Here is a 14,142-nt window from a genome sequence, read left to right on the forward strand (position 1 = left end):
TTTAGCAGCGCACCTCGCCTCACATCTCAAGCGACATTAATCGACCCACTTACGCGCATTAATCCACATCTGCATCCACGGGCTGAGCGCACTTTTATCCAGCGGGCTAAAGCTCATTTGGATGTTGCGAAACACGCGTTCAGGGTGCGGCATCATGGCGGTGAAACGGCCATCGGCAGTGGTCACTGCCGTCAATCCGTCAGGGCTACCGTTTGGATTAGCCGGATAGTTTTGCGCTGGCTTGCCAAAGTTATCTGTGAAACGCATGGCCGCAATCGCCAAAGCCGGGTCACCACAACCACCCAAACTCTGATCGAAATTAGCAAAACCTTCACCGTGAGCAACTGCAATTGGCAGACGCGTGCCAGCCATGCCAGCGAAAAACAAGCTCGGCGAATCCAACACTTCAACTTGACTCAAACGCGCTTCAAAGCGCTCGCTGCGATTGGTCGTGAAACGCGGCCAAGCGGTGGCACCCGGAATGATGTCGGTGAGCTCGGCAAACATTTGGCAGCCATTGCAAACACCCAAACCAAAGGTGTCGTCACGGCCAAAAAATGCGTTGAATTGGTCTAACAGCAAAGGGTTAAAAGTAATCGATCTGGCCCAGCCAATGCCTGCGCCCAAGGTGTCGCCATAACTAAAACCACCGCAAGCGACCACGCCTTTAAAGTCAGCCAGTTGGACTCGGCTGGTTTGCAAGTCTGTCATATGCACATCGACCGCCTCAAAGCCCGCTTGGGTAAAGGCATAGGCCATTTCCAAATGAGAATTAACGCCCTGTTCCCTGAGCACGGCCACCCGCGGCCTAGACAAATTCAGCATGGGCGCGGACAAGGTTTTGACCGGCTCAAACGTCAGGTGCGCATGCAGACCAGGATCGGTGGGATCGCCCAAGGCAGCGTGTTCTGTATCTGCGCCCAGTGGGTTATCACGCTGTTGGCAAATCTTCCAACTCACACTGTCCCACACTTGATGCAAGTCTTGCAGCTTGGCTTTAAAGACGGCTTTGGTATCGCGCCAAACTTGAATCTCACCTTTACCAACTTCAAGCGATGCGTGCGCTGGCCGCGTTTTGCCGATGAAGTGGCTGAACTTGGACAGGTCGTGCTCACGCAGCGTTTGCATGACTTCATTACGCAGTGCGGTAGGCACTTGTATGACCGCGCCTAATTCTTCGTTAAACAAGGCTTTGAGCGTGAGCTCATCACGCCTAGCGCCAACTTGAGTAGCCCAATTTTTGCTGTCGCCGGTATCCATACGGCTGTCGGTAATACCGTCGCCTTCGACCAGCAACATGTCTATATTCATGGCCACACCGACATTGCCGGCAAACGCCATCTCGCAAACCGCCGCAAACAAACCGCCATCACTGCGGTCATGGTAGGCCAGAATACGGCCCTGGCTGCGCAAAGCATTGATCGCAATGACCAAATTAATCAAGTCTTGAGGATCGTCAAGATCAGGCACTTCGCCACCTTCAAGATGCAACGTCTGCGCCAGTATGGACGCACCCATGCGGCACTTGCCCCAGCCCAGATCAATCAATATCAAAGTGCTGTCGGCCTCAACCGCATCAAGCTGAGGCGTTAGCGTGCCGCGCACATCAGCCAAAGTCGCAAAAGCGGTGACTATGAGTGACACCGGTGAGGTGACTTTTTTAGTCTCGCCCGCTTCTGTCCAGACGGTGCGCATGGACAAGGAATCTTTACCAACCGGGATCGAAATCCCCAGCGCTGGGCAGAGTTCCATGCCAACCGCTTTAACCGTTTCATAAAGGGCTGCGTCTTGACCCGGCTCGCCGCAAGCGGCCATCCAGTTCGCCGATAACTTCACGCTTGATAACTCAATCGGTGCGGCTAATAAATTGGTAATCGCTTCTGCCACCGCCATACGGCCGGATGCGGGCGCATTGAGGACGGCCAACGGCGTGCGCTCGCCCATGCTCATGGCCTCACCGGCAAAACCTTGGTAGTCGGCCAATGTCACTGCGCAATCGGCAACAGGCACTTGCCAAGGACCAACCATTTGATCACGGTGCGTCAAGCCGCCCACGGTGCGGTCGCCAATGGTGATCAAAAAGCGCTTGGAAGCAACGCTTGGGTGACTCAGCACATCGATGCAAGCCTTTTGCAATTCAACGCCGGTCAACTCTAGTGGCAATGGATTAGCCGCGACTGAAGTAACGTCGCGATGCATTTTGGGCGGTTTGCCGAGCAGCACATTCATGGGCATGTCTACCGGTGTTGGGCTGTCGCCGTCAACCAGTAACAATTGCTTTTCTTCAGTCGTCACGCCGATAACCGCAAACGGGCAGCGTTCGCGCTCGCAAAAACTTTGGAATAAAGCCAACGACTCAGGCGCTATTGCCATCACGTAGCGCTCTTGGCTTTCGTTACTCCAGATTTCTTTTGGTGACAGACCGCTTTCTTCGAGTTGAATGGCGCGCAAATCAAAGCGGGCGCCACGGCCAGCATCGTTGACCAGCTCGGGAAAGGCGTTGGATAGACCGCCTGCGCCTACATCATGAATCGCCAAAATTGGATTCGCCAAGCCGAGCTGGGCGCACTGGTTAATGACTTCTTGGGCGCGTCTTTCGATCTCAGGATTGCCGCGTTGCACCGAATCAAAATCGAGTGCCGCCGCGTTAGTGCCCGAGGCCATAGAACTGGCCGCACTACCGCCCATGCCAATTCGCATGCCGGGGCCGCCGAGTTGAATCAGCAGCGAGCCGGCGGGGAACAAAATCTTTTTCGTCAGTTCCGCGTCAATCGTGCCAAGACCGCCGGCAATCATGATGGGCTTGTGATAACCCCAAGTTTGACCACCCACAGTTTGCTCATACTCACGAAAGTAACCGGCTAAGTTTGGCCGACCAAATTCGTTATTAAATGCCGCACCACCCAGTGGGCCTGCGGTCATGATCTCAAGCGCACTTGCGATGTGATCAGGTTTGCTGAGCTGCTGGCCGTCAGCAAACAATTTAGATACCGTGAAACCGGTCAGTGCGGCCTTGGGCTTGGAGCCGCGACCGGTCGCGCCCTCATCCCGAATCTCACCGCCCGCACCGGTTGCTGCGCCAGAGAACGGCGAGATAGCAGTCGGGTGATTGTGGGTTTCTACCTTCATCAAAACATGGGTTAACAGCGCATCGCTGGCGGCATAGCTTTGACGGCCATCCGCATTAACGCTGGCATTAAAGCGCTGAAGCACATGGCCTTGCATCACAGAAGCGTTGTCCGAGTAGGCAACTACCGTGCCTTGCGGGTTGAGTTTTTCAGTGTTTCGAATCATCGCAAACAAGGATTTTTCTTGCGCAACGCCATCAATCGTGAACTCAGCGTTAAAGATTTTGTGACGGCAATGCTCGCTATTGGCTTGCGCAAACATCATCAATTCGACATCCGTTGGATTGCGCTTTAGCTGCTGAAAAGCTTTGACTAAATAATCGATTTCATCTTCAGCCAGCGCCAGTCCAAACTCTGCATTGGCTGACTCAAGGGCGGCTTGGCCACCGACTAAAACATCAATCATTTGCAGTGGCTCAGCCGGCATTTCAGCAAACAAGCCTTTGGCCTGCTCGCAGCTATCGACCATGCTTTCGGTCATGCGGTCATGCAGCAAGGCTGAAATTTGTTCGCGCTGGGTTGCTGTCAATACTGTTGCTTTGCCCAAGAGTGGGTTTTTAAGGCTTAAGCGGTATTCCACAATGCGCTCGACCCGGCGTACTGCCAAGCCGCAGTTGCGCGCAATGTCGGTAGCTTTTGACGCAAACGGCGAGACCGTACCAAAGCGCGGCGTTATCCAAAAAGTAGCATGGCTTAAATTGCCGGACGGCTCTACTTTGCAAGGCTCGCCGTAGGTAAGCAGCTCGGTGAGCTTGTCAAACTCAACCGTTTCAATCGGGCTGGTGGTTGCGACTAGGTGCACAAAGCGAGCGTGGACTGCAATGATTTTTTCATTCACAGCCGCTAGCTGGGGAAGTAACAAACCGGCGCGGAACTCGCTAAGGGCACTAATACCGCGAGGCAAAGCCTCAAATGTCGTCAGGTGGTGGGTCACGGGGACTGGCCTTGTCAGGTAATGAGTAAGTACAAACCAAGGCTTGGCCGTTGGTAGGGTGGCAACCCAGCGCCAGTGTTAGCGAGGAGTAGACAAAGAAATAAATTTTACCAGCGCCAGCACGCCCACTGAGATATTCAGGCCTTCTTGATGAATTGGGACTTGAGCTACATCGCGCCTATGCCTTCGATCTTGCAGTCAATGTCATGGTCGCCGTCTATCAGGCGAATGTTTTTTGATCTTTGTGCCGACCTTGACAACCGAGGATGAGGCTTTGATTTTTAAGTCCTTGGCTAAGCTAGTAGTGTCACCGTCTTGCAGCACGTTACCGTTAGCGTCTTTCCAGACACGCATATCGGCGACAGGCGCGGCGTCTTGTGCCCACTCATGGGCGCACTCTGGGAAGACCATCTGCTTGCCGTCTTCGTAAGTGAATGCAGATTTGCATTTAGGGCATAAGTGAGTGAATTCTTCACGCAATTGTCCTCCACGATCTGAAACGCATAGACACCATCTGCTAATCGCATGGACCAAAATTAGCAAGGCCATAGTTGAGGTGGGATAATCTAAAAATGACTATTACCTACAAAGATGCAGCCGGCATAGCTGGTATGCGCGTGGCTGGCCGCTTGGCCTCCGAGGTGCTGGATTACCTGACACCATTTATTAAACCGGGTCTCACGACCAACGACATCGACCGCTTGGCGCACGACTACATGACCCAAGTTCAGGGCACGATTCCCGCGACTTTGGGCTATCAGCCCGCCGGTTACGGCGCCTACCCCAAGTCTCTGTGTACCTCGGTCAACCACCAAGTCTGCCACGGCATACCCAATGACAAACCGCTTAAAAAAGGCGACATTGTTAACGTCGACGTGACCGTCATCAAAGACACTTGGCACGGAGACACCAGCCGCATGTATTTGGTTGGCGAAGCATCGATTGCAGCCAAAAGGCTTTGCGCTGTGACTTATGAAGCCATGTGGCAAGGCATCATGCGCGTCAAACCTGGGGTCAGACTCGGTGACCTCGGTTTTGCGATTCAAACTTTTTCTGAAAAACAAGGCTTTACCGTTGTACGAGAATTTTGCGGACACGGCGTGGGTCAGAAATTTCATGAAGACCCACAAGTTCTGCATTACGGCAGACCAGGCACGCTTGAAGTTCTCAAGCCCGGCATGACTTTCACGATTGAGCCCATGATTAACGCCGGCAAGCGTGAAATCAAGGACGGCCCAGAAAAAGACGGCTGGAGCATTGTTACCCGCGATCACTCACTCTCGGCGCAGTGGGAACACACCATCTTGGTCACTGAGACCGGCTACGAAGTCATGACAGTCTCTGCCGGCAGCCCAGCCATACCGGCTTTTGTGGCCGAGTACGAAGCAAAAATGGCAGCAGCGGCACAAAGCCCAATCGCTGCCTGAACTCAAGGGGCGGGCAAACCGCCCCTTGAGAAAAATTAGTCTCTGACCGGCCGCTGGCCAAGGTGGCAAAAAGTGACAACTGATTTAGCAATCGTCAAAGACCGGTATCGCGCCGGCAAACAGGCTTTGTTTGCCTCACTAGCCGGCAGTGGATCGTCTATTCGCGGTATTAAAAGTAGGCTGCAAAGTCTATCCAAACACACTGACGAGACCCTAGCCATACTTTGGGAAAACTCAGGGTTCACTGATGCAACTTGCCTGATCGCAGTGGGTGGCTACGGCAGAGGTGAGCTTTATCCGCATTCAGATCTAGATGTGCTGCTACTGCTGCCGGCCCACACCAGACTAGACCAAGACCCAGAATTCAAAACCAAGGTCGAAAACTTCATCAGCGACTGCTGGGACAGTGGCTTAGAAATTGGCTCAAGCGTGCGCACCACCGATGAATGCCTAGAAGAATCCGCCAAAGATGTGACGGTGCAAACTTCACTTTTAGAAGCGCGCTTGCTAATGGGCTCCAAGTCAGCCTTTCTACAGCTGCAAGAAAAGCTCGCTAGCGATATGGACGCTTATGCTTTTTTCGTGGCAAAAACACTAGAGCAACGCCAGCGCCACAACAAATTTGACGACACACCCTATTCACTAGAACCCAACTGCAAGGAGTCACCCGGTGGCTTGCGCGATTTACAAGTCGTGTTGTGGGTAGCTCAAGCAGCTGGTCTGGGTAAAACTTGGGACGAATTAGCTAAAAACGGTTTAGCTACTGCGTTCGAGTTACGCCAACTCAAAAGCAACCTCGCCCAACTCAGTTTAATTCGTGCACGTCTGCATTTAATTGCCGGCCGGCGCGAAGACCGCTTGGTGTTTGATCTGCAAACCTCATTGGCCGAGTCTTTTGGCTACCGCAGCAAAGCCGAAGACGGCAGCAAAATGCAGCGCCGCCCAAGCGAAGAGTTGATGCGACGCTACTACTGGGCAGCCAAAGCAGTCAGTCAGTTAAACCAAGTTTTACTGCTCAATATTGAGGAGCGTTTAAACCCTTCGATCTGGCCAATGCCTGCGATTAATGAGCGTTTCTTCGACAAAGCCGGCATGCTTGAAGTGGCCACTGACGACCTCTATCTGCGTGAACCGCACGCCATCTTAGAGACCTTTAGGTTGTACGAGCAAACTGTTGGCATCAAAGGTTTGTCGGCACGAACGCTGCGTGCGCTTTACAACGCCAGAAGCATTATGAATGCCCAGTTTCGCAGTGACCCGGTCAACCATGAAACCTTCCGCCAAATACTCATGGCACCAGAAGGCATTACCCACGCTATCCGTTTGATGAATCAGACCTCAGTGTTGGGTCGCTATCTTTGGGTATTTCGAAAAATCGTTGGCCAAATGCAGCATGACTTGTTTCATGTCTACACCGTTGACCAGCACATTCTCATGGTGCTGCGTAACGTGAGGCGCTTTTTCATGGCCGAGCATTCGCATGAATATCCGGCCTGCTCACAGCTCGCTGCGGGCTGGGACAAGCCTTGGATCTTGATTGTTGCAGCACTGTTTCATGACATTGCAAAAGGCCGTGGTGGCGATCATTCCGAGCTGGGGAAAAAAGACGTTCGCGTATTTTGTCGTCAACACGGCATAGAAGCTGAAGACACCAAACTGATCGAATTCTTAGTCGGTGAACATTTAAGTATGAGCAGAATCGCTCAAAAAGAAGATCTGAGTAATCCAGACGTGATACTGGCTTTCGCCGCCCGCGTGGGCAACGAGCGCTATCTGACCGCGCTCTATCTGCTCACAGTAGCGGATATACGTGGCACCAGTCCAAAGGTCTGGAACGCGTGGAAGGGAAAACTATTAGAAGACTTGTATCGCTACACCTTACGCGTACTTGGCGGTAGAGCACCAGACGCAGCGGCTGTGATTGAAGGACGAAAACGTGAAGCGCTGATAGAGCTTGCCTTGTTTGCCGAGCCATTCGAGTCGCATATAAAACTCTGGGAGACGCTGGACGTCAGCTACTTTATTCGCCACGATGCTAGCGATATTGCTTGGCACGCACGCCAACTTTCGCGCCATGTCAACAAAGGAAAAGCGATTGTGCGCGCACGCCGATCATCGGCTGGCGAAGGCATGCAAGTACTGGTCTATACGCCCGATGTACCCGACTTGTTCGCACGAATTTGTGGCTATTTTCATCAGGCCGGTTTCAGTATTTTGGATGCCAAAATCCACACCACCAAAAACGGCTATGCGATTGACACCTTTCAGGTCAGCAGCCCTGATTTAGACGAGCATTACCGCGAACTCGCCGCCATTGTTGAGGCAGAAATGGGCCGCGCAGTAGAAGACAAACAACCACTGCCAGAACAAGGCATGGGCAGAGTTTCGCGGCGCGGAAAAAGCTTTCCGATTGCACCAAGAGTTGATTTACAGCCCGACGATAAAGCCCAGCGCTGGCTGCTAACTGTCTCTGCCAGCGACCGTGTTGGCCTGCTCTACCTAATCGCACGTGTGCTGGCCAAACATCACATTAATTTGCTACTGGCAAAAGTCACCACACTGGGGGAACGTGTCGAAGATACTTTCTTGATAGATGGGCCTGAGCTACAGCAAAATAAAGCACAAATCGCTATAGAAACCGAATTGCTGCAAGCTTTAGATACCTAGGACGGCTAGATAAATTTTCAGCTGTTGAATTTGCTCTGACGGCTGAAAATATAAATTTATAGTTCAACGGCGAAGGCGAATAAGCAGAGCCAAGCCAGCCGCGCCAATGATGGCAAAACAAACAAACGACCAATTGGCAATTGATCCACCCAAGAAAGTCCAGTCCACCACGCTACAGTCGCCGCTGCCTTTAAAAATCATGGGGATAACGCGCTGCAGTGGGAAGGTTTCAATCATGCCGTAGAAGTCGCGACCGCATGACGCTTCAGCCGGTGGAAACCATTGCAAAAAGCTTTGCCGCGCAGCGACAAAAGCGCCCAGCACACAGAACAAAAGCATAAAGATAATGCCTGTGATTTGAAGCGACTTGGTGCGACTTAAAGCCGTGAGGCCAGAGACAATTGCGACCAAAATTAAGGCGTAACGCTGAACTATGCACATCGGGCAAGGCTCGAGTCCCACAACGTGTTGGAGATACAAACCAAAGCCCAGCATTGCCACGCAAGCGGCGCAGATCAACGCCAATATTCGGCTAGGCGCAGTGTCTGAGTAAGTCGAAAAGATAGTCATTTTTTCACTTCTCCAAAAATAGCTGCATCGTTTTTGTTAGGCGCCGAATTGGCCCGTGATGAGGTGCGCATGCAGTCCCCGTTATTTCGTTAAATTTTAAAATCATTGTCTGTAGGAATCGCACATTCACAAAGCGCTATTACAAAGAAAAAATGCCATGTGAGTGTTTTAACACCAATCCATCTCACCAGAGAAAAAGTCAAGTTTGCGTCAGCAGACTTTTATCTAAATTTGTTCGCGGTATTACAAGCGTTAAACAACATTTTTAAATATAGCCTTTTTTCTGACTGGCCCAATTGGCTACATCGCATCGTATTGCCTCGTGATGAGGCCTTAAGTGTTTGGCGTTTGGAGTTTCGCCTTAAAACGTACAAAGTCATCGCTCAAAACGCCAAGTTTTTTTATCGTTTTTCGCCGACTCATTATTTCTTTCTTAAGTTTCTGCTTGGCGTGGTCACGCAGAGCGATTCATGGCACGCCATGACATGACATGACATGGAAAAATAAATTAATTTCGTAATACCCAAAAAATATGTTGCTTAATGATTCACTTCGTTACAACATGCACTCGTTAATTAATAAGAACTGATTAGTATTCATTCGCTATTTTTTCTCGACCACGTTTTTAATAAACCCTAAAACATCTTCAACTTTAAAAAACTCTTTGTCTCAGCTAGCAGGCATTGACACAATTCCCGCTGGTTCTAGGCCTTGAGACTGTTTAAACCCAAGGACATGCATCATGAACCATGTATACCGCTCAATCTGGAACGACAGCACAGGCACTTTTGTCGCCACCTCGGAACTAACCCAAAGTGCAGGTAAAAAAGCTACTTCTACCAACACTAGCGCTGGCAAATGTTGCGAAAAAAATGCAAGAAAATCGCATCACTCAACTCGCCATACTCGCTTTTGCGACACCTTTAAAGCCGCGGCCATAGCGCTGTTGCTGATGTTTGGTTCAAACCTTTACGCGCTGCCGTCTGGTGGTGAAGTTGTATCGGGTAGCGCGAATATCGCAAAAGATCCGTCGGGACTGCTTATTACCCAAACTACTCCAAAAGCGGCCCTTAACTGGCAGAGCTTTAACATCGGCGCGACTGAATCGGTCAAGTTTGTACAACCCAATGCCAGCTCAGTCAGCCTTAACCGCGTGTTGGGCCTTGAGTCCTCAGGTATTTTCGGAAGTCTCTCGGCTAACGGAAAAGTCATACTGATCAATCCAAACGGTATCTTGTTTGGTAAAAGCGCATCCGTTAATGTTGGTAGCTTGATCGCGTCTACCCATGACATGTCAGACGCGGATTTCATGGCCGGAAGATACAAGTTTGCAGGAAGCAGCAGCGCCTCAGTAATCAACCAAGGCGACATCACCGCAACTGCGGGTGGTTACGTAGCTTTACTTGGCGCTAGTGTTCACAATCATGGCACGATTTCTGCCAAGCTAGGCACGGTAGCGCTGGCGGCTGGTAATGCCATGACGTTGGATATGGCTGGCGACGGTTTACTCAACGTCACCGTTGACACAGGCGCAGTTAATGCAATGGTGGGTAATACAGGCTTGATTCAAGCCGATGGCGGCAAAGTATTTTTGACCACGCATGCGGCGACGGGACTGCTAAACACCGTGGTCAACAACACCGGCTTAATCCAAGCCCAGACCTTGGAGAACCACAAAGGCCGCATCGTGCTGCTGGGCGACATGAAAAACGGCACTGTTCATGTGGGCGGAACGCTAGACGCATCAGCACCGAATGGCGGTGATGGCGGCTTTATCGAAACCTCAGCCGCGCGAGTAAAAATATCAAACAACGCCAGCATCACCACCAAAGCCGCAAATGGAAAAACCGGCGAATGGTTGATAGACCCGGTTGATTTCACCATCGCAGCAAGCGGCGGCGATATGACAGGCGCAGACCTGAGCACGGACCTCTCCAGCACAAATGTGAGCATCAGCAGTACCAGCGGTGCAACCGGCACACTGGGCAATCTCAATGTTAATGACGCAGTGAGCTGGAGTACCAACAAGCTCACCCTTACAGCTGTCAATGATGTGAATATCAACGCCGTGATGACGGCAACTGGTGCGGCATCGCTTGAATTAAATCCAACCGGAAAAGTAAATGTGGCGCTGGGTGTGAGTGGGTTTACTGGGAGTGTTGATTTTTCTAATCTGAATCCGGGCGCTTTGACTATCAAGGGCTTTGCGCAAACCGTTATTACTAACCAAGCTGGCTTGCAGAGCATGGGAAACAGTCCAGCCACTTTATCTGGCCGCTATGTGCTGGGAAATAATATAAACCTAGGTGGATCTTTTTTTAACCCGATTGGTAATGCAATCAATTCATTTAATGGTTCACTCGACGGTCTCGGTCATACGGTCAGCAACCTTTCTATAAATCCAGCCATAACTAGCTATGTAGGTTTATTTGGATTTGTCGCTGCTCAGGGTGATATTCGCAATATTGGAATTGTTAACTCTAATATAACAACCGGAGCTAGTTACGTCGGCGCACTAGCTGGATATAGCAATGCAAGCATTGCCAACAGCTATTCTTCGACAAACGTAACTGCAGCGAATTATGTAGGCGGCCTAGTTGGAGTAAACATTGGTGCTATCAACCAAAGTTTTGTGACAGGATCAGTAAATGGATCATTTTACGTGGGAGGTTTGACTGGATATAACAATGTAAATGCAACAATAAATAATAGTTACGCTACTGGCTCAGTGCTTGCTTCTTCTAATTATGCTGGTGGTTTAACCGGGGTTAACGAGGGTTCAGTTCGTGACAGCTATGCCACAGGATCTACTTATGGTGTAAATTATGTTGGAGGCCTAGTTGGATACACTGAAAGTAGAGGCTCTATCGATATGAGTTATGCGACAGGATCAGTAAAAGGAGTATCTTATGTTGGTGGTTTGATTGGTTATAACAAGAGCTCTTCAACAATAAATAATAGTTACGCCACAGGCTCAGTGCTTGCTTCTTCTAATTATGCTGGTGGTTTAATTGGAAATAACTATGGAGCAGTTATCAACAGCTATGCATCAGGTTTTGTGAGTGGCACATCGTCTGTTGGCGGACTAATTGGGTCGAATCAGAATAGCTTAATTAGCAATAACTACTGGAAAATTAATGAAACAAATCCAAACCAGTTAGGTATTGGAAGCGGTATATCAACTGGCGCCACAGGTTTAACAGCAGCCCAAATGACTGATGAATTTAAATTTACAGGCTTTAATTTCACTCAACCAATATGGGGATTCGCCACAGGCGTCAATAATGACCAACCTATTTTGTGCGCGGTCAGTGCTTGCAGCGTCACTGTTTATGTGAACCCAACTGCTGGCACTAACGTCTATGGCACAGCGCCGGTATTTGCCTACAAACTGGTCGATCGCAATGGCGCCTCATACAGCCTTAACAATGCGTCGTTGAACGGCACTGCAACAAACACGTCGACAGCCCCAACTAAATTTAGTGACGTCGACAACTACACATTCAGATATGCCAGTGGCTATGGTTTGTCTGGAACCGATGCCAGTAACTACGTTTTGAAAGCCTGGAAAACACCAACAAACTGGACGGTTACCCCAGCTTATTTAACCATTACCCCTGACAACCTGTCTCGCTTATATGGTGAAGTCAATCCAGACCTGACCTACAAGGTCAGTGGTTTTGTTAACGGCGAGAGCTTGAGCACGCCCAATATTGGATCCCCTCTGCTCACCACAACAGCTATGCCAACAACCAGTGTCGGTAATGTCAGCATTAACGTCACCGTAAACGATCTTGGCGCTAGAAACTACAGAACTACTGGGCTCAACGGTAGGTTAACCATAAATAAAGCGCATTTAACCGTCACCGCCGACAACCAATCGCGCCTATACGGCCAAGCCGATCCAATCCTAACGACAACGGTCAGCGGCTTTGTTAATAGTGAGAATGCTGCCTCGGCAACAAGCGGTACCGGCAGCGCCGTAACGACAGCTTCATCAACCACTAATGTTGGTAATGTCAGCATCACCGCCGGCATTGGCTCACTGGCCGCTACAAACTACGACTTTACTAATTTTGTTGACGGTACGTTAACCATTAACAAAGTGCATTTAATCGTCACCGCCGATAACCAATCGCGCCTCTACGGCCAAGCCAACCCAAGCCTAACGACAACGGTCAGTGGCTTTGCAAACAGCGAGACGGCAGCCACGGCAGTTAGCGGCACCGGCAGCGCCGTAACGACAGCTTCATCAACCACTAACGTCGGTAATGTCAGCATCACCGCAGGCGTCGGCTCACTGGCCGCTACAAACTACGACTTTACTAATTTTGTTGACGGTACGTTAACCATAAACAAAGCGCATTTAACCGTCACCGCCGACAACCAATCGCGCCTTTACGGCCAAACCAACCCAAGCCTAACAACAACGGTCAGTGGCTTTGCAAACAGCGAGACGGCAGCCACGGCAGTTAGCGGCACCGGCAGCGCCGTAACGACAGCTTTATCAACCACTAACGTCGGTAATGTCAGCATCACCGCAGGCATCGGCACATTGGCCGCTACAAACTACGACTTTACTAATTTTGTTGACGGTACGTTAACCATAAACAAAGCGCATTTAACCGTCACAGCCGATAACCAATCGCGTCTCTACGGCCAAGCCAACCCAAGCTTAACCACTACGGTCAGCGGCTTTGTTAATAGTGAGAATGCTGCCTCGGCAACTAGCGGTACCGGCAGCGCCGTAACGACAGCTTCATCAACCACTAATGTTGGTAACGTAAATATAAGCGCCGGCGCCGGCTCACTGGCCGCTACAAACTACGACTTTACTAATCTGATTGACGGCACGTTAACCATTAACAAAGCGCATTTAACCGTAAACGCCGACAACCAATCGCGCCTATATGGCCAAGCCAACCCGAGCTTTACGACAACGGTCAGCGGCTTTGCAAACAACGAGACGGCGGCTACGGCAACTAGCGGTATCGGCAGCGCCACAGCAACAGCTCCATCAACCACTAATGTCGGTACAGCAGACATTACGCCTTATGCCTTTTTAATCGCTAAAAATTACGACCTCACAAATTTTGTGAAGGGCACGTTAACGATTAATAAAGCGCCGCTGCTTGTGACAGCCAATAACCAGACGCGTTACTTTGGCGCGATCAATCCGACGTTCACAGAAAGCATCACTGGTTTTGTCTTGGGTCAAAATTTACTCACATCCGGCGTCACCGGTACGGCATTTGGCAACAGTACTGCGACAACTACAACCTTGCCTGGAACGGCTGTCATTACGGGAAGTCTTGGCACTCTGGCGTCGACTAATTACTACTTTCTCGCCCCTGTAAATGGTGTTATGACTATTCTTAAAGCTAAAAAATAAAAGGATAAAACAGCCGCCTAAAAA

At 50.4% G+C, this 14,142-nt stretch carries 6 protein-coding genes and 1 pseudogene; 4 read left to right on the plus strand and 3 right to left on the minus strand.

What is annotated here, in order from left to right:
• Positions 1 to 36 precede the first annotated feature (36 nt).
• Together purL and HC248_RS08885 are read right to left on the minus strand one after the other, a co-directional pair.
• Positions 37 to 4,062 carry a phosphoribosylformylglycinamidine synthase gene (gene purL, locus HC248_RS08880; RefSeq protein ID WP_168922185.1) on the minus strand — a complete coding sequence of 1,342 codons (4,026 nt, stop codon included), beginning with the start codon at positions 4,060 to 4,062 and terminating at the stop codon, positions 37 to 39.
• A gap of 167 nt (positions 4,063 to 4,229) precedes the next feature.
• Positions 4,230 to 4,542 (minus strand): annotated as a pseudogene (locus HC248_RS08885) (zinc ribbon domain-containing protein YjdM).
• Between the two features lie 92 nt (positions 4,543 to 4,634).
• On the opposite strand from HC248_RS08885, the gene map reads away from it, so the two are divergent.
• Both map and HC248_RS08895 read left to right on the plus strand, forming a co-directional pair.
• The gene (map, locus tag HC248_RS08890) at positions 4,635 to 5,489 is read left to right on the plus strand and encodes a type I methionyl aminopeptidase (RefSeq protein WP_168922186.1); all 855 of its coding nucleotides are present in this window, start codon (positions 4,635 to 4,637) and stop codon (positions 5,487 to 5,489) included.
• 72 nt (positions 5,490 to 5,561) lie between these two features.
• A complete protein-coding gene (locus tag HC248_RS08895) occupies positions 5,562 to 8,156 on the plus strand; it encodes a [protein-PII] uridylyltransferase (RefSeq protein WP_168922187.1) in 2,595 nt (864 codons plus the stop codon).
• 63 nt (positions 8,157 to 8,219) lie between these two features.
• On the opposite strand, the gene HC248_RS08900 is transcribed toward HC248_RS08895, so the two are convergent.
• Positions 8,220 to 8,720: a disulfide bond formation protein B gene (locus tag HC248_RS08900; protein WP_168923763.1), complete on the minus strand. Its 501-nt coding sequence runs from the start codon at positions 8,718 to 8,720 to the stop codon at positions 8,220 to 8,222.
• Positions 8,721 to 8,831: 111 nt separating this feature from the next.
• Between HC248_RS08900 and HC248_RS08905 the strand changes: the two genes are divergently transcribed.
• Both HC248_RS08905 and HC248_RS08910 read left to right on the plus strand, forming a co-directional pair.
• Entirely contained in the window at positions 8,832 to 9,215 is a 384-nt protein-coding gene (locus HC248_RS08905) for a hypothetical protein (RefSeq protein WP_168922188.1), read from the plus strand.
• Between the two features lie 253 nt (positions 9,216 to 9,468).
• Entirely contained in the window at positions 9,469 to 14,118 is a 4,650-nt protein-coding gene (locus tag HC248_RS08910; RefSeq protein WP_168922189.1) for an MBG domain-containing protein, read from the plus strand.
• The last annotated feature ends 24 nt before the right edge of the window (positions 14,119 to 14,142 follow it).

This window comes from Polaromonas vacuolata, assembly GCF_012584515.1.
Classification (GTDB): Bacteria; Pseudomonadota; Gammaproteobacteria; order Burkholderiales; family Burkholderiaceae_C; genus Polaromonas; species Polaromonas vacuolata.

Coding starts and splice junctions, on each gene's coding strand:
- HC248_RS08910 (WP_168922189.1), top strand. CDS start 9,469: ATGAACCATGTATACCGCTCAATCTGGAACGACAGCACAGGCACTTTT.
- map (WP_168922186.1), top strand. CDS start 4,635: ATGACTATTACCTACAAAGATGCAGCCGGCATAGCTGGTATGCGCGTG.